Genomic DNA, 21,256 nt, shown 5'->3' with positions numbered 1-21,256 from the left:
ATGCCCGCCTCAGAACGAGACGCTGAAGCGGCCCTGGACCGAATTGTCGGCGGCGTCGCTGGCGATCTGTCCGGCATAGAAAAGGCCGAACTTGGCGCCGGCCGCGACGTCGACGTCGAAGCCGGCCTTCAGGAGCAGCGCGTCCTCCGCGATCGGCGCGCCGGTGACCTGGAAGGCGTCGCCGCCGGCGAAGGCGAGCGTGCTGACCGGGGTCACGTCGCCCCAGGCATGCTGCCAGGCCGCCGCGCCCTGCAGTGTCACCCCGACGCCGCCGACCGCGATCTTGTGGTCGGCACGGACGCCGAGTGTGCCGTAGGTGACGCTCTGGTTCGAGCTGTCGACGCCCAGTGCGGCGGAGCCGCCCGTCTCGTTGTAGCCGTCGGTCGAGAGGTGCACATAGGCAAGGCCGGCGAAGGGCGACAGCGTCGTTGCGGGGCCAACCGCGAAATCGTGGCTGAGCTCGCCGAACAGCTGGGTCGTCCCGGCCGAATAATCGGCTTTCACCTGCTCGAAGAAGCCCGGCAGCGCGACATTGCGCGTCGTGTCGACCTCGTTCCAGCTATAGCTGGCGCCGAGGCGGACATTGAGGGCGGCGAAGCTGCCGCCGGCATAGGCGAGCAGGTGATAGTTGTCGCTGTCGCCGGTTGAGGCGCGATCATCGAGATCGAAGCTGCTGCGGCTATAGCCGGCCGCCGCGCCGATCAGCCAATCCTGGCCGAAGGAGCGATCATAGCCGACCAGCACGCCGCCGGTGGAACGATCGAGCTTGGCGACATTGCCGTCGCCGTCGCTGTGGCCCCAGGAGCCATAAGCCTGCGACCAGAACGTGTTCGGCTCGGCCTCCGGGGCGGAGTCGCCCGGGAACGGCGCGGCGCTGCGTTTGTCGCCCTCGGCATAGCCGGAGGCCAGGCTGACGGACGGCGCCGACGAGCCCTGAGAAGGGTAGCTGAGACGACCGAGCACGGCGTCACGCAGGAAGAAGCTGTCGTTCAGCAGAACGCCCGCAGCGCCGGCGTGGATCTCACCGGAAATGGCATCCAGGGCAGCGGGAGCCGCGGCGGTGGAGATAACCTCAACCGCCTCGTAGAGCGCGCCAGAACCGACGGATTCGAGTCCATTCGCGGCGGCTGTCTGGTTCGGCGTCCTCGCGGCGGAGGCAAAGTCCCGCTCGCGCTTGAGGTTCAGATAGAGATTGCGGTCCAGGCTACGGCCAAGCATCGGTTCGTCAAAGAGCAGCTCCGGTGTCACATACGCGAAGTCGTGCGGCGCAATGACGAAGGTGTCGGCGGCATTGCTCTGTTCAAAAGAGCCGGCCGTGACGATTGTATAGTGGTGGTTCGCCTTGTAGCCGGAGGCCGCATTGATCTCGAGCGTCGCCCCACCCAGATCGGCGTGGTCGCGGACGGCGATCCGACCCGCATCGCCAGTGCCGTCGATCCCAACGACAAAGCGATCCTCCGCCCCGAGCGAAAAATCACCGTTGACGTTCAGGCGCGTGCCAGCCGCGAGATCGAGTGCAGTCTCCGTATTGGCAGGCCGCATGAGGGGGCCGAACCCGCGCGGCGGATAGAACTCGCCGAACCGCATGTCGGAATCCAGCGTAACCGAACCCTCGGCGATCCGCAGGCCGCTGATGTCGCGCGACAGCCAGCCGATCTCGAGATCGCCACGACCAACCTTGTTCAGTCCACCCTCGCCGTTCAACGCACCCGACCAGGTTGCACCGAGGCCATTGGTGTCGATCGTCGAGACGGTATCGCGCTCGAGGGTCGCGTCGACGTCGGTCGACAGCGCCGAGCCGATGACCTTGATCGTGCCGCCGCCGAGATTGAAGGCAGAGTTCCCCGCCGAAAAGTTCGGGGCGTTGACGGCGTAGAACTCGACGAGACTGGTGCCGCCGATCTCCAGCGTGCCGCCTTTGAGATCGTACAGGCTCTCGCCATAACCGCCGAGATAGAAATGCGAACCCCCACCGATGCGGAGCGTTCCGCCGGTTTGACGTATCGTGCCAGAGGCTTCGGCACCGCCCAGGCCGCCCGGATCCCGGTCGCCGAGGACGAGATCGCCGGGGTTGTAGAACCCGCTGTCGGTGTCTTCGGACAGGCTGACCAGGCCGCCCTGGATGTTGAGCGTTCCGCTGCCGGCACCCCAGCTCGACGTGTTACGTCCGATCGAATGGATGCCGCCGACGAGTTTGAGCTCTCCACCTTCGATCGTGTAGGTGCCGTGGCCGCCCTGGTTACCGATATTGAGCGAGCCGCAACTGGTGGGCTCCGCGCAGTCTTCCTTGATCTGAACGATGCCGCCGGTCTGGCGCACGCTGCCCGTGCCGCCGAAGTCACCAACCTGAAGCGCGACGCCAAAGGTGACCGAACCGCTGTCGATCGTCATCGCTGCATCGCCGGTCGCGCCGCTGCCCAGCGCGACATAATCCATCTTGTTGGCACCGGCGAAGTGGATGCCGCCCGCGCCAATATGGACCTCGCCACCGGTAATCGTCGCGCCATCCAGCGTCAGGATCCCGGCACCTACTTTCGCAAAATAGGCCTTGGGATTGCTGCCCCAGCCGACACCGTCCAGGATCATGTGGTCCGAAAACCGGACGGGCCGGCCGTTGTCGAGGACGAGCGCCGTGTTAGCCAAGCGCTCAATTTCACCCGCCAAGACCAACGCATCGAGTTCCGCCTGGTTGTAGACCGTCGTCAAGGGATCCGGCGCGGCGGACGCCTGGCCGCTGATCATCGCGACGGCGACGAGCGAAACGCCTGCGAACAGTCGCGCGCGATCGGAGCGCGATCGCGCGTCGTCTAGATTCCGAATTGACATTGTGCCCCCACAGCCAATGACAATGGCCGCCTCGCTCCGCGCAAGGCGCGGAATTCAGCCGACAGCCATCGTGCCCCAAGATAGTCACATAAGGCTAACTATCTTACCTTAAGGGAGCAATAATAATTTCAAAATCGGCCGACTTTCGAATGACGTGCGCGGACTTACGGAACCGCGCTTGGCCCCCCGTCGATTGAAGGCGCCGCCTCGCCGTCAGTTGACGGGGAACTCGAAGATCTTGCGGAAGATGCCGGGGGTGATCACCGAGAGCGGGTTGATCATCAGGCTGGGCGCGCTGAGCTTGCCGTCGACCTTGAAGGTCACGCCGATCAGGCCGCCCTTGCTGCCGCCGCCGAGCGCCAGGCCGATGATCGGCAGCTTGCCGAACAGATTGTTGAAGGCATAGGCCGGCAGATAGGTGCCAGCCAGCGACACCGTCTGTCTGGCGAGGTCGAGCGTGCCGTTGAAGGTGGCGCCGACCGAGGCGCCGCGCAGGATCGCGTCGTCGATCACCACCACCGAGCCGCGCTTGGTATAGTCGAGCCGCATGCGGTCGAAGGCGACATTGCCGGGATCGACGCCGGTGCGCGTCGCCGCCGGACCGGTGCCGTTCGTCGCCGACACCAGACGCGACATCGACGGTTCGCCGACGATGCGGAAATTGAGCACGTCGAAGATTCCGGAAAACGGCCCGGTCGGCCCGGCGCGCCGGCCGGTCATCGTCAACCGGCCGCCGGCGATGCGGTTGTAGATGTCGATGAAACGGAAGACGCTGCCGGCATCGGCGGAATTGATCCGGAGTTCGGCCTGGTCGCCGCTGTCGGCGTATTCGAGCGAGATGCCGCCGCTGTCGAGCACGCCTTCCAGCGTCGCCTTGCGGACGGTGCCGCCGCGCGACTGCACGACGACGGCGGCGTCCGAGAGCGTCGCCTGGTTGAAGCCGATCAGCGTGCCGACCTTGGCATCGATCGAAATGTCGGCGGCGTTCTCGTTCGGGCCGGCGGCGGCGGACTTGTACTGCGCGATCAGGCCGCGCACGTCGAAGGACGAGCCGCGCGCGACGATCGAGTAGCCATTGCCCTTGCGGCTCAGGCTGACGGCGATCTTGTCGCCCTTGCGCAGGGCCAGGCCGTCGAGCTCGGCCGAGACGAGGCCGTATTTCGCGTCGAGCACCGCCTTGCCGCGGAAGCCGAAGCCGTCGCCGGACGCCACCATGTTGTCGACGAGGAAGCCGTTTTTCGACGGGCGCAGGTCGAAGCTGAGCTTGGCCGGCACGCCGATGCCCTTCGACCAGCCGACGGCCTGCAGCAGCAGGCGGGCCTGCTTCAGGTCGAGTTCGTAGTGCTGGCCCTTGCTGCCGTCGCCGAGATCGGAAACCGCCGCGCCGACCGTGCCGCCGATGACGTCGTCGAGGCCGATGCCCAGCTGCTTGCGCGCCTTGGCGTCAAGGCTGAGCGTGATCCGGCGACGGCCTTCCTCGGCATCCCCATCGCCGTCGGCGTCACCGAGCGGCTGCGTCAGGTCGATCGCCGCGGGCACGCCGTTGATGGTCGCCTTGCCCTGGATGCCGACTTCGGTCGGCGTCACCGTCATCGTCAGCGCGCCGTTCTTGATCGCCTTGCCTTCGATCGGCGCGGCGCTGGCGAAGCCGGTGGTGGTGAGCCCGACGCGCCAGTCGACCTCGGTCGGCGACAGGCCGGGCTTCAGCGGCAGCTTGATCGAGACGTTGGCCTGGCCCTTGCCGGACAGGGTAGTCGGGTCGATCGAACGGCGCTGCATGGCGCGGATCGGCTCGCTGTCGGCGATCTCCGCCATCGCGCCGACATCGCCCTCGAGCTGCACCTCGATCTGGCCATCGGGAAAGCGCTGCGCGGTATTGGAGATCGCGAAGGCGCCCGCCGTGACGTCAAGCGTCTTGCCCGACGGCGCGGTGATCTGACCCTTCTCCATGTCGACGCCGAAGGTGGAGCCGGCGAGAACGGCATTGCCGCTGGCGCCGGTGATCGCCGGCACCGTGCCGATGGTGGTGAAGGAGACATCCTCCAGCCGCATGTCGAGGCGCATATAGTCTTCCGGCAGCACAACGCGCTCGCCGGTCCACAACACGCCAGCCGGCACAGACGCCTCGAACCGCCCGGCCTCGAGCGTACCGCCGCGCACGTGTTCCAGCACCCATTTGCGGGCCGCGCCGGCGAGGAAGGGCGGCCACATCTGCTTCAGCGTCGACAGCGACATCGGCGTGAAGGAAGCCGCCATCGCGAGCGAGGGAGTCGGGCCGTCGAAGCCGAGCGAGCCGGCCGCCGCGATCGAGCCGCCCTGGGTGTTGATCGCCGCGTCGGTGAAATCGATGCGCTTCGCCCGGATATCGGCAGTGCCGACCACGGCGAGGCGGTCGGCGATGATCGGCGGCGCATTGGCGTCGCGCGCGAACAGCATCGCGTTGCGGCTCTCGAGCTGGAAGCTGTAGCGGCCGTCCGGCTTGTCGGTGAGCGGCTTGATCTCGCCGGCGACGATGGCGCGCGTATCGCCGAAGAAGAAGGAGGACGGCTCGACGACGATGGTGCGGCGGGGCACGTCCCAGCGCAGCCGGACCGTCGCCTCGTCGAGCAGAACGGTGTCCCTGCCGAGGCCCGAGACGATGTTGCCGGCGCCGAGATCGAGACGGACAGTGGCGGTCTCGACCTCGCCCTTGTCGTTGAGGCGGACCGTCGCGCGGCCGAACAACGGCACGTCGGACTGCAGCAGGCTTTCCGCCCGGCCGAGATCGGGGTTGAGGTCGGCAAGCGACAATTGCGAGAAGACCAGCGACAGCACGCGCCCTTCCGTCGCCGCATCGACCGTGCGCTCGGCCAGGATGCCCCAGCGGCCGGCATAGCCCGACGTGTCGAAATTCGCCTTCACCGTGCCCGTCGCCGGGTCGACCGTCAGGGCGATGTCGGTATGGCCGAAGGTACGCTGCTGCAGGCGCCGGGCATCCCAGACCTGGATCGTCGAGGCGTCGACCGACAGGCGCTGGAAGCCCCTTTCCATGGCGAAGTCGATGGCGGGATCGAGCGCACCGTCGAGGGTCTGCAGCGCTGTCAATATGTCGGGGAAGCCGCCATCGATCCCGCCGGCGGCCACGGCCGCGTCGTCGGCGGCAACCGGCGGCGCCGTGCCGGACGGGAGAGCCGTAGCGCGATGAATGGTGTTGGGCGTGCCGAGATAGACCTGGCCGGTCCGACTGCGGACCAGCGAAATGTCGGCGTCGGAGATTTCGATCGTGCGGATGTCGAGGCGGAAGCGCAGCAGCGACAGCGGATCGATGGCCAGCCTCGCCGCCGGAACACGGCCGACGACCGCGTCGGCGCGATCGCGGATGGCGACCTCGTCGACCTCGACGACCAGGCCGAGCACCGGATCGACGTCGATCGTCGTGCGCCCGACCTTGACGCCATAGTCAGGCCCGAGCCGCGACGACAGCGTGGAAATTACCCTGCCGCGCAAAGCGTCGAGTTCGATCGGCCCGGTGGCGACGATGGCCGCCAGCGCGCCGATCATCACCACCGCGAAGACGAACAACGCGCCGACGAGCCGCAGCAACAGCCTCGGCCAGCCGCCCCGCTGTTTCGGTGGGCGATGCCGGCCGGGCCGGTGCGCGCGCGCCGATGGGAACTCGTGGAGGCGAATTTTCAGGCGTCAAACCCCTTGCCAGCCGCGCCCTATCCGGGAGCGTCGTGTAACCCAGGCGACAGCAGCCACCCCACAGATCGATCGGACGGCCCCCTGATTCCGATCACAACCGGAATCGTGAACCGAGCCAAGCCCCTCTTGCAAAATCCTCGTCAATTCTGCTTGTCACGCCAGAGAAGTACGACGAAAGGAAGGCGCATGCCCGCCCTGGCCCCAGGCTCCCCCGCTCCCGATTTCGACCTGCCCACCGATGGCGGCGGCAGAATCAGTCTCGCCGACCTCAGGGGACGTAAGGTCGTCCTCTATTTCTATCCGAAGGACAACACCGCAGGTTGTACTTTGGAAGCGATCGACTTTTCAGCCCAGGCGGCCGCGTTCGAGGCCGCCGGGACCCGGGTGATCGGTGTTTCCGCCGATAGCGTGAAATCGCACGATCGCTTCAAGAAAAAGCACGATCTGGCCATCCTGCTCGCCTCCGACGAGGAGAAGACGATGCTCGAGGCCTATGGCGTCTGGACCGAGAAATCGATGTATGGCCGCAAATTCATGGGGATCGTGCGCACGACCTATCTGATCGGCGCCGACGGCAAGATCGCCCGTGTCTGGGACAAGGTGAAAGTGGCCGGCCATGTCGACGACGTGCTCGCCGCCGCCAGGAGCCTGTGAGCGCGCCGATGTCCCCGCCCGAACTCCGCAGCCTCGCCGCCGCCTCCGCCCGCATCGTCGCCACCGCCGATCTCGACGAGAAGGTCGAACTGGCCTTCGCAACCGCCAAGGCCTGGTTCGGCCGGCGCCTGTCGCTTTCGGCCGGCGCCCTCGACGGCGCCATGCCGGACCGGCCGGGCCGTCCCGAGCGGCCGATCCTGGTGTCGCCGCGCGAGCTGCCGAAGCGCTCGGTCGTCTCGCCGACCGGCCGGATCGCCATGATCCACTCGCTCGCCCATATCGAGCTGAACGCCGTCGACCTGACCTGGGATCTGGTCGGCCGCTTCGTGCGCGTGCCGCTGCCGCGCTCGTTCTTCGACAATTGGGTGCAGGTCGGGCTGGAAGAGGCCAAGCACTACGCGCTGCTCGCCGACCGGCTCAAGGAACTCGGCGCCGCCTATGGCGACCTGCCGGCGCATGACGGCCTCTGGCAGGCGACGCAGGAGACCGGCCACGACCTGACGGCCCGCCTCGCCATCCTGCCGCTGGTGCTGGAAGCGCGCGGCCTCGACGTCACGCCGCCGCTGATCGACAAGATGAACGAGGTCGGCGACGCGGCGAGCGCCAATATCCTGTCGATCATCTATCGCGACGAGAAGCGCCATGTCGCCTTCGGCGCCAAATGGTTCCGCTTCATGTGCGACCGGCACCGCCTGCCGCCCGAGCCGACTTTCCGCCAGCTGGTGATCAAACATTTCCGGGGACCGTTGAAGCCGCCCTTCAACGACGCGGCGCGCTCGGAAGCCGGGATGACGCCGGGATTTTACCGTCCCCTCGCCCCGCGCGGCGTCCACTGAAAACGCCCCCGCGTCAACCAAGCTTTAACCCTAACCGATGTTAATCGTAGCGAACAGGTCGTCTCCTCGGCCACAGGTCCGACTGCCGTCGCCATGGTTGGAACGTCAATGCCGAGTCGCTATCCGGAATCACATCATCCCCTTCGTGTGGAACTGGTCCATCACCTGCCGGAGCCCCCGCCGCAGCCGCCCCGTGCTGCGCGCAGCCCGCGCCTGAAGCAACCGAAACCGGCGAAGCAGCCAAAGCCGGGCAAGGCCGTCCGGACGCAGATCGCCGTCGGCCACGGCGAACATGTGCGGACGATCCACGTCCGTCCGCGCACCCTGGTGCTCGGCGGCGCCTGCCTGCTGTTGCTCTCGACCCTCTATTTCAGCGCCACCGCCTATCTCGTCTATCGCGACGACCTTCTGAACGCCGAAGCGGCGCGCCAGCAGGCGATCCTCGCCTCGCAGAACGTCCGCGAAGCACGCGAAGTTGAGGCGACGGCCATCTATGAAGGCCAGATCACGGCGCTGCGCGGCACGATCGACAGCCTGACCAGCGAGATCGACCAGTTGAACGCGGTCCGCTCGCAGGAGAATGCCGGCGTCGACCAGCGGGTGCGCGACCTGCTCGCCCGCCAGAAGGAACTGGAAGCCCGCCAGAAGGCGCTGTCGAAGCTGACCGAAGCAGCGCGGCGCGCTGGCATCGACGTGCCCGCCCCCGGCACGATCAAGCCGAAGCCATCGAGGAACCGCACCTCCAACCTCGATCCGACGGTGACGGGCTCGATTCCTTCGCCGGTCGCCAAACCGGTCGCCCGCTTCGCCGATATGGGCCTCCGCGCGCCCGCCAAGGGCCAGGCGAAGGTCGCGTCCGCGCCGGCACCGCTGCCGCCCGATCCGCGCCTCGCACCGCTCGACCGGCAGATCGAGGCGATGAAGGCGGACCAGGATGCCGTCGTCATGGCGATGGCGGGCAAGGTTTCGAACCGCACGCGCAAGATCGAGACCGTCCTCAAGCGCCTCGGCCAGCGCGTGCCGAAGAGCCGCAACCAGGACGTCGGCGGCCCGTTCGTCCCGGCGACCGCGGCCGATATCGATTTCAAGAGCGAGGTCGCCTCGCTCGCCGACGAGTTCGACCGCTTCGCGAAGCTCCGTTCGATCGCGCAGCGCCTGCCCCTGAAGCGTCCGATCGGCACGGCCGATATCTCGAGCCGCTTCGGCGCCCGCAAGGATCCGTTTCTTGGCCGCCTCGCCATGCATACCGGCGTCGATTTCCGCGCACCGACCGGCCTTCCCGCCAAATCGGTGGCGGACGGAACCGTCATCGCCGCCGGCTATAATGGCGGCTATGGCAACATGGTCGATGTCGACCATGGCAATGGCGTCGTCACGCGCTACGGCCATCTGAGCAAGATCGCCGTCAAGGTCGGCGAGAAGGTCGTCGCCGGTCGTCGCGTCGGCAGTGTCGGCTCGACCGGGCGCTCGACCGGGCCGCATCTGCACTACGAGATTCGCATCAACGGCAAGGCGATCGACCCGATGGACTATCTGCGCGCCGGCCAGGAAATCAGCGACTGGCTGTAGGCCGCGACGCTCGTATCCGCACGGATCCCCGGCGGCGGTCGTCCCGACGCCTCCGCCGCAATTCGCAGTCTGAAGCGCGGACCCGTCGCATGACCTCTCCGGCCGTTCCCGATCACGATGCCTGGTCGCCCTGGCACCCCGCCGAGCTGGGCCGGCGCCTGCGCGGCATCGATAGGCCGTGGTGCATCGTCGGCGGCTGGGCCCTCGACCTCTGGCACGGCCACCAGACGAGGGAGCACGAGGACCTCGAATTCACCGTCCTGCGCGACGACCTCCCCGCTTTTCGAGAAACGCTGTCCGGCCTCGACTTCTTTGCGACCGGCAGCGGCAACGTCGAGCCCTTGCCCGACGGCGTCGATCCGCCGTCCGACATCTTCCAGATCTGGTGCCTCGACCCCGTGGCGCGACGCTGGCGGGTGGACATGATGATCGAGCCGGGCACGCCGGGCGACTGGGTCTACAAGCGCGACACCCGGATCGTGCGGCCGCGCGCCGAGATGGTCGAGTTCACGCCGGACGGACTGCCCTATCTGAAGCCGGCGGCGATCCTCCTGTTCAAGGCGAAGCACGCCCGCGCCAAGGACGAGATCGATTTCGCGACCGCGCTGCCAAGGCTGCCGGAAGGGGAGCGCGCGTGGTTGAAGGATTGCCTCGCCCTGCCCCATCCCGGACATCCCTGGATCGGTGCGCTCTAGACGGATCAGGCGTGATAGCGCCGGCGATACGGCGCCTGCGCGACCAAGGCGCTGGAATTCGAGGGAACCGTCATTCCGTCGGCGCAGGTGCACGCCGCCAACATGGCCGCCCTCGCCTTCGGCTACGCGAAAGTGTCACAACCCGGGCTCATCTCGCCGGCCGAACCAAGCGGTTGCCGCTGTCGTGGCATTCCGATCCTCCTGTAGATTGATGACGCAAGGTCATGTCTCAGGGAGGTTCGGAATGCCCGCTTTCGACAAACCGGTGGCCTCATTGCCGGGCCAGGAACGCATCGTCCGCAACGCGCATGGCGGGCGGGTCTTCATCCATGCGACAGCGGCGGAAACGGCCGGCGTGCTCGGCATGTGGGAGACCTTCTCCGCGCCCGGCACCGGCCCGCACTGGCACACCCATACGCGCGAGACGGAAGCCTTCCGCGTCATTTCCGGCCGCTACCGGTTCTGGTGCGGCGACACGGTGATCGAGGGCGGCCCCGGCACGACGATCACCCTGCCGCCGCATGTGCCGCACCGCTGGCTGAACATCAGCGAGGAGACCGGCCGGATGCTGGCGATCGTCACACCGGGCGGCTTCGAGCAGTTGTTCATCGAACTAGAGCGCACCGGCGCCAGTTCCGACGCCGAGGTGCTGGCGCTCGAGAGGGCGCTCGGCATCGTCGATAGCGGCTTGCAGGCCTCCCCGCCCTAACCCGGCACGACGCCCCCCGCCCCTACCATCCGTCCAGATCTGGCCCGCTTCCGGAGCGCTTTCGCAAGCCGGCGCAAGTACTCGGGCCAATCCGGGGGCATGGCTCGGCCGGAACAAGGAATTCTCCGGGCGGGCCCTGTCATGGGCCGCGGGCGTCGCTGTCGGGCACAAGAAAGGAAAACCCTGTCTTCTCGATCAAGTTAGTCGAATATAGCCTTTCCCCTCAGGCAGGCGATTTTGCAACGCGCCTTGCGACGGTTCAGAGCTCGCGACGAACGACAGGGAAAGCCACCATGACCAAGACTGTGCCATTCGAAGTTCGCCGGATCGCAGGCCGCATCGGCGCCGAAGTGACCGGCCTCAAGCTCTCCGGCAAGCTGGATCGAGACACCTTCTCGGCGCTGGAGCGGGCGCTCCTCGAGCACAAGGTGCTCTTCCTGCGCGGGCAGGATCATCTCGACAATGCCGAGCACGAGGCCTTCGGCGCGCTGTTCGGCAAGGTGATCGCGCATCCAACCGTGCCGGCGCCCAAGGGAACGAAGATCCTGGAGCTCGACGCGACCCGGGGCGGCGGCCGCGCCGATTCCTGGCACACCGACGTCACCTTCGTGGACGCTTTTCCGAAGATCTCGATCCTCCGCTCGATCGTCTCGCCGGAATATGGCGGCGACACCGTCTGGGCGAACAGCGTCGCCGCCTACGAACAGCTATCCGAGCCGCTGAAACAGCTCGCCGAGCAGCTCTGGGCGGTGCACAGCAACGACTACGACTACGCCGCGACGCGGACCAAGCTCGACGACGTCAACGTCAAGCACCACGAGAACATCTTCCTGTCGGCGGTGTTCGAGGCCGAGCACCCGCTGGTCCACGTCCATCCCCAGACCGGCGAGCGCTCGCTGCTGCTCGGCCATTTCGTCAAGCGGCTGGTCGGCCTGCCGACCTCCGAATCGAGCCGGATCTTCGAGATCCTGCAGAACCGTTCGACCCGCATCGACAACACCGTTCGGTGGCGCTGGCAGGCGGGCGACGTGGCGATCTGGGACAACCGCTCCACGCAGCATTACGCGATCAACGACTATGGCGACCAGCACCGCCTGATGCGCCGCGTGACGATCGAGGGGGAGCCGGCGGTCTCGATCCATGGCGAGAGGAGCCGCACGCGCAAACGGCCCGAGGCCGTCAACGACGACAGCATCCGCGCTGCCATCGCCACCGCCTGACCCCTCCGGCCTGAAGGATTGAGACCATGATCAGTCGCCGCAGCCTTCTCCGATCCACCGCCGCCATCGGTGCCGCCAGCCTGCTGCCGCGCGCAGGCTGGGCGGAGGCGATCCGCCAGCGCTTCGACGGCGTGACGCTGAACGTCTCAACCTTCAGCGCCGCCTTCCCGAGCCTGCTGAAGCAATGGTTGCCCGAGTTCGAGGCCCTGACCGGCGCGACGGTGAACTACGACACCCCCTCCTTTCCGGTCTACAACCAGCGTACGGATCTGGAGCTCTCGACCGGTGGCGCCGCCTATGACGTCGTCAATGTCACCTTCATCTACTCGAGCCGCTGGATCAATTCGGGCTGGCTGACCCCGCTCGACGACTTCATCGCCGACCGAAACCGGACGCCGGCGGACTGGGACGTGACCGACTTCCTGCCCGGGGCGATCGCGCCGGAGACGGGCGCCGACGGCCGGCTCTACGGCATTCCGTGGACGGCGGAGGCGCTGCTGACCGGCTCGTCCCGCTTCGACCTGGTGGAGGCGGCCGGACTCGAATTTCCCGACACTACGGACGATCTCGTCAGGGTCCTGAGGGCGGTCAACGGCAAGGACCGCGTCGCGGGCTTCGTTGCCGACAACCACTACGGCTGGACCTTCGTCCCCTATCTTCAGGCCTTCGGCGGCAACGTCTTCCGCGCCCCGCCGGACGATCTGTTCCTGACGCTCGACACGCCCGAGGCGATCGCCGCCGCCGAATATTACAGCAACCTGCTGCGAGAATTCGGCCCCGACGGCGCGGTCACCTATACGCCGGACCAGGTGACGCAATCGCTGAAGCTCGGTCGGGTCAACTTCACCGATGCCGGGCAGCTTTATCTGGCCCAGCTCGGCGACGCCAAGACCAGCAAGACGGTGAACACGCTGAAGTTCGGTCTCGTGCCGAAGGGGCCGGCGGGACGCTTCCCCGGCACGGCGGTGCACGGCCTCGGCATTCCCGCCGCGTCGAAGAACAAGGAAGCCGCCTGGGCCTTCATCCAGTGGGCGCTTTCCAAGCAGACAACGGCAAAAGCGGTCGCCGCCGGATATGGCTCGCCGGCGCGGCGGTCGGACATCGAATCCGCGACGTTCCGGCAGAAGCAGGTCATCAACGGTTCGGATCTCGCCCAGCTGGCGCTCGACTCCGTCGACCTGGCGGCGAAGTCCGGCCACATGAAATACCGGACCGTTTCGGTCTATCCGCAGGTCGACCAGCAGCTCAACAAAGCGATCGAACTCATTACAACCGGCCAGCTTTCGGCGAAGGAGGCGATGCAGCAGGCTCAAGTCGCATCGCTCGCCGAGCTGAAACGCGCCGGCGTGAAGATCTGAGGCCATGAGCATCGCCGTCGCCAAGGACAGCTGGGAGGCGCAGCGCCGCCGCGCCTTCCTGCTCGGGCTCGCGCCGTCGGTGATCGTGCTGGTCGCGATCACCCTCATCCCTGCCCTGGCGCTGGTCATCACCAGCTTCACGCCGCTCAGCCTGACCGACCCCGTCGGCACGTTTCGCTTCGACGACCTTCTCGGCAATTACCGCGAGCTGATGGCCGACCCGCGCTTCCTCGGATCGGTCGCGACCCAGCTCAAGCTTTCGACGGCGAGCGTCCTGTTCCAGGTGCTCGTGGGGCTCGGCCTGGCGCTGCTTCTCAACGGGTCGTCGCGCATCCTCGCCGCCGTGCGGTCGGTGTTCCTGATCCCGATGATCCAGCCGCCCATCGTCGTCGCGCTGATCTGGAAGATCCTCTATTCGCCCGATGTCAGTCCGATGCACCGGGCGCTCGAAGCGGTGGGGCTTCCGGTCCGCTCGCTGCTGGCCAATCCCGACACCGCGCTCTGGGCCGTCGCCGTCGCCGATACCTGGCAATGGTTCCCGTTCACGATGCTGATGGTGCTGGCGGCACTGAACTCGATGCCGGCAGATCCGATCGAGGCCGCCAGCCTCGACGGCGCCAATCGCTGGCAGCTGTTCCGCTACATCATCCTTCCCTATATCCGGCCGATCCTGGTGGTCTGCGCCCTGTTTCGCCTGATCGACAGCTTCAAGGCGTTTCCGCTCATCTACGTGCTCACCAATGGCGGGCCGGGAACCGTCACCGAAGTCACCAACTATTACAGCTTCGTCCAGGCCTTCAACTTCTCCTACTGGGGCTATGCGAGCGCCATCGCCACGCTGATGCTGGCCGGCGTCTTCGCGCTCAGCTGGCTGGTCGGACGATTGGATTGGACCCGCCATGGCCGACATTAGCACCGCGATTTCCTCCGCCCCCGCCAAGTCGCCCGGCAAGCGGCTCGCGGTGGCGACGACCCTGCCGCGAAGCGGCGTCGAACGGATCATCGAATGGGTCGGAAGCCATGCGCGCCCGCTCGTTGCGCTGCTCCTGCTGGTCCTGGTGATGTCGCCGTTTCTCTGGCTGGTGCAGCTCGCCTTTCGCCCGGCGGCGGAGATGTTCGAGGACAACCTCCTCTTCACGCCGACGATCGAGGCGTTCACCAGCCTTCTGCGGGGCAATTTCCTCAGATCCTTCGGCAACAGCCTGATCGTCAGCACCGTCTCGACCGGACTCTCGCTCGCGCTCGGCGTACCTGCCGCCTATGTGCTGGCGCGCTGGGACTTTCGCGGCCGTCGTCATGTCGCGCTGTGGATCCTGGTGACGCGAATGGCGCCGCCGATCGCCTTCACCATTCCCTTCTATCTCGCCTATCGCTGGCTCGGCCTGCAGGACACCATCACCGGGCTGGTGATCGTCTACCTGACCTTCAACCTGGCCGTCGTGATCTGGATGATGCAGACCTTCTTCGAGGCGATCCCGCCGACTTTCGAGGAAGCCGCCTGGGTCGATGGCGGCGGCATCTGGCAGACGTTCCGGCTGGTGACGCTGCCGCTGGCCGCGCCGGGGTTGGCGGCGACCGCCGTGCTCTGCTTCATCTTCTCGTGGAACGACTTCTTCTATGCGCTGATCCTCACCCGCACCAACGCCACGACAGCACCGGTCGAGATCGTCAATTTCCTGCAATATGAGGGCTGGGAGTGGGGCAAGATCGCTGCCGGCGGCACGCTGGTGGTGCTTCCCGTGCTGATCTTCGGTGTGGTGGTCCGCACCTGGCTCATCCGCGGCCTCAGCGACGGCGGATTGAGGGAATAGGATTTCCGCGTTAGGCAGAGCCTGCCTGCAACCCAATCGCGGGTCTCAGACGTCCAGCCAAGATATGGACAGGATCTCAAGTTCGCGCGCGCCGAGCTGGACAACGTCGCCGACGGATTTGCCGATCAGTGCGAGGGCGACGGGAGACCCGTGGGATATCGACGATCGAGACGGGTCGGCCTCGTCCTCGCCGACAATACGAAAGGTCTGCGTCCGGCCGTCATCCCGTTCAAAGGTAACGGTGTGACCGAAAGCGACCACGTCATTGGACGAAGGCGGCGGTGAAATCCGGGCCGTATGGACCCGCTCGGCATAGTAGCGCATATCCCGAACCGGAACCGCCGACTGCCGTCGCCTCTCATTGACGTCTTCCAGCGCGCTGGCGACTTCTAGCGCCTGCCGAGCGCGAGCCAGTTCATCGTGCAGCATCCGGAGGCCAGCCTCCGTAACCAGATTGATCCGATCGGAGATCGGGCGAGCGGGCAGGATGGTTTCCGACGCAGCCTCGGCACTCTCTTCCTTGGCAAAGGCAACGCTCAATGAGTCTGGTCTCCTGTCGAACACTACCCGGAATCCGTTGAAAGGGCGGAGCCAGGCTCCGCCCTTTCGATTCCGGTCGATCCGGAAAGTCAGTCGATGTCGTCGACCTTCACTTCCGGTCCGCCGAGACGCTGGGCGAGCGCCGCCTCCATAAACTCGTTCAGGTCGCCGTTCAGCACGTCCTGCGGGCTGGTGCTCTCGACACCGGTGCGAAGATCCTTCACCAGCTGATAGGGCTGCATCACGTAGGAACGGATCTGGTGGCCCCAGCCGATGTCCTTCTTGGTCGATTCGGTCGCCATGGCGGCCGCTTCGCGCCGTTCCAGTTCGGCCTCATAAAGGCGCGAGCGCAGCATGTCCCAGGCCGCGGCCCGGTTCTTGTGCTGCGAGCGCTCGTTCTGGCACTGCACGACGATGCCCGACGGAATATGCGTGATGCGCACCGCCGAGTCGGTCGTGTTGATGTGCTGGCCGCCGGCGCCCTGGGCCCGATAGGTGTCGATGCGGCAGTCGCTCTCGTTGATCTCGATCTCGATCGAGTCGTCGACGACCGGATAGACCCAGATCGAGGCAAAGCTCGTATGGCGGCGCGCTGCGCTGTCATAGGGCGAGATGCGCACGAGGCGGTGCACGCCCGATTCGGTCTTCAGCCAGCCATAGGACTGCTCGCCCTTGACGAGGATGGTGGCCGACTTGATGCCCGCCTCTTCGCCGTCATGGACTTCGAGAAGCTCGACCTTGCGGCCGCTCTTCTCCGCCCAGCGCGTGTACATGCGCAGCAGGATGTTGGCCCAGTCCTGGCTCTCGGTACCGCCGGCGCCGGCATGCACTTCGAGATAGGTGTCGTTGCCGTCGGCTTCGCCGGACAGCATCGAATTGACCTGGCGCTTGCGGATGTCGCCCTTGAGCGCGACGATTGCGGCCTCGGCCTCGGCGATGATCGACGGATCGTTCTCCATCTCGCCGAGCTCGATCAGCTCGATATTGTCGGCAAGCTCGCGCTCGCTGGTCAGAACGGCGTTGATGCCGTCCTCGAGACCCTGGCGCTCGCGCATCAGCTTCTGCGCCTTCTGGGGATCATCCCAGAAGTTCTGCGTCTCGGAGAGGGCGTTCAGTTCGAGCAGGCGTCTCTGGGCACGATCCCAGTCAAAGATGCCTCCTCAGCAGGGTAATGCCCTGCTTGATCTCGTCGACGATCGTCTCGATCTCGGCTCTCATATGCTAAAAGTCCGTCCATCCGTTTCGGCGGCGCTGACCGCCAGGGTGGCGCACCATAGTGTCGACCTCCCCTGCTGTAAACCGAACAGGGACGAGCCTGGAGACGTGCATGAGACGAGGATACGCCCGATTGGGATGGCTCGCGGCCTGCCTGCTGGTCGCCGCTGGGGAAACGGCTGTGGCCGAGGGGCAGATGGCCGCCCGGACCCTGACCAAGGCGGATCAGGCCCGGCTTGCCCAGTATGACGCCGTATCGAAGGCCGCGATCCAGAATGCCCGCGACCATGGCGCCACGGCCGATGTCCGGGAGGCGAATCGCGCCCTCGCCGGTGCGCCGCAGAAGATCCTCGGCGTCGACCTCCTCGGCCTCTACCGTTGCCGGACGATCAAGATGGGTGGCCAGCTGCCGCTCACCGTCTATGGCTGGTTCACCTGCAAGATCGGCCTCGACGACATCGGCTACCGCCTGTCGAAGACGACCGGCTCGCAGCGCTTCAGCGGCCATTTCATCGACGAGAGCGAGAAGCGGCTGATCTATTACGGCGCCACCCACACGATCAGCGAGCGGCCGATCTCCTATGGGCGCGACCCGGACCGCGACCAGGTCGGCTACTTCTTCAAGACCGGACCACGGCGCTACCGGCTCGAGCTGCCGCTGCCGCGCTACGAGTCGAAATTCGACGTCATCGAGCTGGAGCGAAAGTGAGCCCGGATCGCGGGGCTGGAGCGGCGGCCCTGCAGCCACCTTCCCGGCGACAATATTTTCATGGCAGGCACCACACTGCGTTCGACACAGACGAAATCACGACATGCAAGACATCCTGGACTGGCTGCTGATCAACCCTGCCCGCATCATGGTCGCCCTCTCCATCGCCTTCACGATCATCATCGGGCGGGCGGAGGCAGGCGGAAAGACCACCGGCGGGTCGGGGTGGCTGACCCTTTTCCGCATCGGGATCGGCGCCCTCTTCACGCTGGCGACCGCCGTGGTCGCCGGCATCTTCGGCGGCATCGGCGCCTTCTTCGGCTATCTGCTTCTGCAGATCCTGGTGTGCGTCGTCATTCCCATGGTCTGGGTGGACAAGGCGTAGGAAAGCCCTCCGCCTCGTCCCGCCATATCGACCGCGCCGCCGCTAGAGCAGCGTGCCGCTCAGGATGACGAGGGCGACGCTGAAGTAGATCACCAGTCCGGTCACGTCGACGAGCGTCGCCACGAATGGCGCCGAGGCGCTGGCGGGGTCGAAGCCGAGACGCTGCAGGATGAAGGGCAACATCGAGCCCGCCATCGAGCCGAAGGTGACGATGCCGAGCAGGCCGGTGCCGACCGTCGCCGCGACCAGGATCCAGTGCTCGCCATAGTCATAGAGGCCGAGCACCTGCCAGACCGCGATGCGGATGATGCCGAGCGTGCCGAGGATGGCGCCGAGCGTCAGCCCGCTCGGCATCTCGCGCAGCGCCACACGCCACCAGTCCTTGAGCTTGACCTGGCCGAGCGCGAGCGCCCGGATGATCAGCGAGGTCGCTTGCGAGCCGGAATTGCCGCCCGAGCTCATGATCAAGGGGATGAACAGCGTCAGCACGATCGCCTTTTCGAGCTCGTGCTCAAAATGCTGCATGGCGGTCGCCGTCAGCATCTCGCCGATGAACAGGGCGCACAGCCACCCCGCACGCTTCCGCATCATCTTGAGGAAGCCGATATCCATGTAGGGCTGGTCGAGCGCCTCCATGCCGCCGAACTTCTGCACGTCCTCGGTGCTCTCCGCGAAGATCGTATCGATGACGTCATCCACCGTGACGATGCCGACGACATGGAAACGCTCGTCCACCACCGGCACGGCGAGGAGATCGTATTTCGAGAACAGCTGCGCCACGTCCTCGCGGTCGGTGCGCGGCGAAACGGTGATCGGCCGGCGATGCCGCCCGGCCGAGAGCACCTCGGCGCCGAGATCGGCGGCGATCAGCCGGCGCAGTGAAACCGTCTGCACGAGCGCATGCGTCGAGGGATCGAGCACGCAGATCGTGTAGATGGTCTCCCGGCTCTTCTCGACGGCGCGGATGTGCTGCAGCGTCTGGCCGACGGTCCAGTTCGACGGAACGCTGACGAACTCGGTCGTCATGATCGAGCCGGCGCTGCCCTCGGGATAGGCGGCGAGGCGCGACACGGCGCTGCGGGTCTCGGGATCGAGCCTGGCGATCAGCTGCGCCCGCAGCGGCTCCTCGATCTCGGCCAGAAGGTCGGTCGCCTGGTCGGCCGACATGCCGACCAGGATCCGGGCGGCCCGCTCGATCGGCAGGTTGGCCAGTACCTCGGCCGAATCGTCGAACTCGGGCAGATCGAGAATCTCGATCACGCGCTCGTCCGAAAGCCCTGCCAGCAGGGCGGAAATAGCCTGCGGCTCGTGTTGGTTGAGAAGTTCTACGACGTCAGCGACGTGCTCGCCGTCAAGACGCGATGCCTTGACGCGCAGGGTCGCCTCGTCTGCGCGGACGATATCTTCCATGACTCACTCCGATCGGCCGCCAGGCGGATCGCGTGAGCCGATCGAGCGATCAGTTCAACGCGGTCTGAGGCGGCGCCTGTATTCGACTGCTACTGTCGCTCGACATGAAGCGGGGGTTCCAATGGGGGCCGGTCCGCACGCGGAAGCCAGCTTGACGACGTTGAGGTGCGCCACTGCAGGCGCTACGTCAACCCCCAGCGGGTGAGTTTTCTGGAAAACGGCGATCGCGGCCCGGCCGGCTCTGCGAACCGCGCTGCAATCGGCATTCGAGGCGATGGAGGCCCACTGGCGGCGAAGGAGCACCCGAGCCGCGCGTTCAGCGCATGGCCACCAGCACCGCCCCGGAAGCGATCAGCAGCACGCCGAGCCAGTTGCGGAAAGAGAGGTTTTCGCCAAGGAAGGCGACGCCGAACACGGCCACCAGGACGACGCTTAGTTTGTCGATCGGCGCCACCCGCGCCGCGTCGCCGAGGCTCAAGGCGCGGAAGTAGCAGAGCCACGAGGCGCCGGTGGCGAGACCCGACAGGACGAGGAAGGTGTAGCTGCGGGGAGAGACCGAGCCGAAAGGCTGCCACTGCCCGCTCGCCGTCAGGATGAAGGCGATCGAGAGCAGAATGACAAGGGTGCGGATGAAGGTGGCGAAATCGGAGTTGACGCCGCTGATGCCGATCTTGGCGAAGATGGCGGTGAGCGCCGCGAAGGCCGCCGAGAGCAGCGCCCAGAAGATCCAGGACGTCAGCATAGTCCGCACCACCCGCGTCCCTCGGCACCGACACGAAGCGAGCGTTGCAGAAGGCGAGGCCGGACGCAATGCGGGCTGCAAGCTGCGGGGACAGGTGCGCTCCGTCCGGGACGGCGTGCGAGCTCCGATGCTGGCAAGCAAGCCTCGTACCGGGGGCGCCAGTTGATGTCGCTCCGCCGCCAGTTCCACCCTCGCCGTCATCCCGGGCTTGACCAGGGATCCATTCAGGCGCTGCTCCCGAACTCGGTCGCCGCCTTCGCGGGAGTGACGCTCGAGCACGCACGGCGCGCACCGTCTTTTCCGATGCCGCCGCAGCAGAAGTCCGAGCCGACGACGGGCGGTGGAACTAGTCCAGCGGCCGGATCATGTAGCAGGCGTCGTCGTCATAGCTGCGGAGCTTTTCGGCAAGCTCGGGAACGTCGACGGAGCGAAAGCCGTGCCGGCTCCAGAACCCGGTCGAGCCGTTGACGGCGACCAGCGAGACATCCGGGCAACCCGCCCGGCGCGCGCTGTCCAGCAGAAGGTCAACCACCGCCGAGCCCGCCCCCTGCCCGCGCGTCTCGGGCAGCAGGGCGAGGTCGTGGATGTAATAGGTGGTCGGCGGCTCGGGCAGCGCGCCGAGCAGCGAATTGAGCGGCGGCGGCGCGAAGGCGTGGCCCGGGTGGCTCAGCACATAGGCGATCGGAACCCCGTCGCGCTCGTAGACGAGGCATCCCTCCGGCCAGAGCCGGAGCCGCTCGGCGAAGACAGCCGGATCCTCCGGATAGGCCTCATGCACGCGATCGGCGATCGTCTCGACCGCCGCCAGATCGTCCGGCCGCATCGGCCGCCAGTTACCCATCATTCCACTCAACAGTCCCGCAAAAGCGATCGGGCCGCGGAGAGTTTCCGCG

General features: G+C 66.4%; 19 protein-coding genes. 11 read left to right on the top strand and 8 right to left on the bottom strand.

Annotated features, from left to right (window positions below):
* Positions 1–9 precede the first annotated feature (9 nt).
* Both G342_RS25395 and G342_RS0117070 read right to left on the bottom strand, forming a co-directional pair.
* Positions 10–2,826: an autotransporter family protein gene (locus G342_RS25395; RefSeq protein WP_018184386.1), complete on the bottom strand. Its 2,817-nt coding sequence runs from the start codon at positions 2,824–2,826 to the stop codon at positions 10–12.
* Positions 2,827–3,039: 213 nt separating this feature from the next.
* Positions 3,040–6,408 carry a YhdP family protein gene (locus G342_RS0117070; RefSeq protein ID WP_018184385.1) on the bottom strand — a complete coding sequence of 1,123 codons (3,369 nt, stop codon included), beginning with the start codon at positions 6,406–6,408 and terminating at the stop codon, positions 3,040–3,042.
* Positions 6,409–6,696: 288 nt separating this feature from the next.
* On the opposite strand from G342_RS0117070, the gene G342_RS0117065 reads away from it, so the two are divergent.
* Both G342_RS0117065 and G342_RS0117060 read left to right on the top strand, forming a co-directional pair.
* Positions 6,697–7,164: a peroxiredoxin gene (locus G342_RS0117065; RefSeq protein ID WP_018184384.1), complete on the top strand. Its 468-nt coding sequence runs from the start codon at positions 6,697–6,699 to the stop codon at positions 7,162–7,164.
* Positions 7,165–7,172: 8 nt separating this feature from the next.
* On the top strand, positions 7,173–8,000 hold the full coding sequence (locus G342_RS0117060) for a ferritin-like domain-containing protein (protein WP_018184383.1): 828 nt from the start codon (positions 7,173–7,175) through the stop codon (positions 7,998–8,000).
* Between the two features lie 129 nt (positions 8,001–8,129).
* Here the strand turns inward: G342_RS0117060 and G342_RS26495 are convergent, their stop codons facing one another.
* A complete protein-coding gene (locus tag G342_RS26495; protein WP_156830990.1) occupies positions 8,130–8,294 on the bottom strand; it encodes a hypothetical protein in 165 nt (54 codons plus the stop codon).
* Here G342_RS26495 and G342_RS26580 point away from each other — a divergent pair, their 5' ends adjacent.
* From G342_RS26580 to G342_RS0117025, 7 genes are all read left to right on the top strand, one after another.
* Complete coding sequence (locus tag G342_RS26580) at positions 8,295–9,569, top strand: M23 family metallopeptidase (protein ID WP_156830989.1); 1,275 nt, start codon at positions 8,295–8,297, stop codon at positions 9,567–9,569.
* 89 nt (positions 9,570–9,658) lie between these two features.
* A complete protein-coding gene (locus G342_RS0117050; RefSeq protein WP_018184382.1) occupies positions 9,659–10,264 on the top strand; it encodes a nucleotidyltransferase domain-containing protein in 606 nt (201 codons plus the stop codon).
* A gap of 244 nt (positions 10,265–10,508) precedes the next feature.
* Entirely contained in the window at positions 10,509–10,973 is a 465-nt protein-coding gene (locus G342_RS0117045) for a cupin domain-containing protein (RefSeq protein WP_018184381.1), read from the top strand.
* A 293-nt stretch (positions 10,974–11,266) separates the two neighbouring features.
* Positions 11,267–12,193 carry a TauD/TfdA dioxygenase family protein gene (locus tag G342_RS0117040; RefSeq protein WP_018184380.1) on the top strand — a complete coding sequence of 309 codons (927 nt, stop codon included), beginning with the start codon at positions 11,267–11,269 and terminating at the stop codon, positions 12,191–12,193.
* Between the two features lie 26 nt (positions 12,194–12,219).
* Positions 12,220–13,551, top strand: coding sequence for an ABC transporter substrate-binding protein (locus tag G342_RS0117035; RefSeq protein WP_018184379.1), 1,332 nt, complete (start codon positions 12,220–12,222; stop codon positions 13,549–13,551).
* 4 nt (positions 13,552–13,555) lie between these two features.
* The gene (locus G342_RS0117030; protein ID WP_018184378.1) at positions 13,556–14,464 is read left to right on the top strand and encodes a carbohydrate ABC transporter permease; all 909 of its coding nucleotides are present in this window, start codon (positions 13,556–13,558) and stop codon (positions 14,462–14,464) included.
* Positions 14,451–15,362 carry a carbohydrate ABC transporter permease gene (locus G342_RS0117025; protein ID WP_018184377.1) on the top strand — a complete coding sequence of 304 codons (912 nt, stop codon included), beginning with the start codon at positions 14,451–14,453 and terminating at the stop codon, positions 15,360–15,362. The genes G342_RS0117030 and G342_RS0117025 overlap by 14 nt, the downstream gene beginning before the upstream one ends.
* 45 nt (positions 15,363–15,407) lie before the next feature.
* On the opposite strand, the gene greA is transcribed toward G342_RS0117025, so the two are convergent.
* On the bottom strand, positions 15,408–15,902 hold the full coding sequence (gene greA, locus G342_RS0117020) for a transcription elongation factor GreA (RefSeq protein ID WP_026304543.1): 495 nt from the start codon (positions 15,900–15,902) through the stop codon (positions 15,408–15,410).
* 89 nt (positions 15,903–15,991) lie between these two features.
* Positions 15,992–17,120, bottom strand: a protein-coding gene (prfB, locus tag G342_RS0117015; protein ID WP_156830988.1) for a peptide chain release factor 2 whose coding sequence is annotated in 2 segments (ribosomal slippage) — positions 15,992–17,050 and positions 17,052–17,120 — 1,128 coding nt in all. Because the reading frame shifts where the segments join, the coding sequence is not laid out codon by codon here.
* 193 nt (positions 17,121–17,313) lie between these two features.
* Between prfB and G342_RS0117010 the strand changes: the two genes are divergently transcribed.
* The gene (locus G342_RS0117010; protein ID WP_198010813.1) at positions 17,314–17,826 is read left to right on the top strand and encodes a DUF4893 domain-containing protein; all 513 of its coding nucleotides are present in this window, start codon (positions 17,314–17,316) and stop codon (positions 17,824–17,826) included.
* 103 nt (positions 17,827–17,929) lie between these two features.
* The gene (locus tag G342_RS0117005; protein WP_018184373.1) at positions 17,930–18,211 is read left to right on the top strand and encodes a hypothetical protein; all 282 of its coding nucleotides are present in this window, start codon (positions 17,930–17,932) and stop codon (positions 18,209–18,211) included.
* A gap of 42 nt (positions 18,212–18,253) precedes the next feature.
* Here G342_RS0117005 and mgtE read toward each other — a convergent pair whose 3' ends face one another.
* From mgtE to G342_RS0116990, 3 genes are all read right to left on the bottom strand, one after another.
* Entirely contained in the window at positions 18,254–19,621 is a 1,368-nt protein-coding gene (gene mgtE, locus G342_RS0117000; RefSeq protein WP_018184372.1) for a magnesium transporter, read from the bottom strand.
* Between the two features lie 316 nt (positions 19,622–19,937).
* The gene (locus G342_RS0116995; protein ID WP_018184371.1) at positions 19,938–20,363 is read right to left on the bottom strand and encodes an EamA family transporter; all 426 of its coding nucleotides are present in this window, start codon (positions 20,361–20,363) and stop codon (positions 19,938–19,940) included.
* A gap of 346 nt (positions 20,364–20,709) precedes the next feature.
* Entirely contained in the window at positions 20,710–21,207 is a 498-nt protein-coding gene (locus G342_RS0116990) for a GNAT family N-acetyltransferase (protein ID WP_026304539.1), read from the bottom strand.
* Positions 21,208–21,256: the final 49 nt, after the last annotated feature.

The organism is Kaistia granuli DSM 23481, assembly GCF_000380505.1.
Lineage (GTDB): Bacteria > Pseudomonadota > Alphaproteobacteria > Rhizobiales > Kaistiaceae > Kaistia > Kaistia granuli.
The sequence above is the reverse complement of the archived record's forward strand: the minus strand, read 5'-3'. Positions and strand labels throughout refer to the sequence as shown.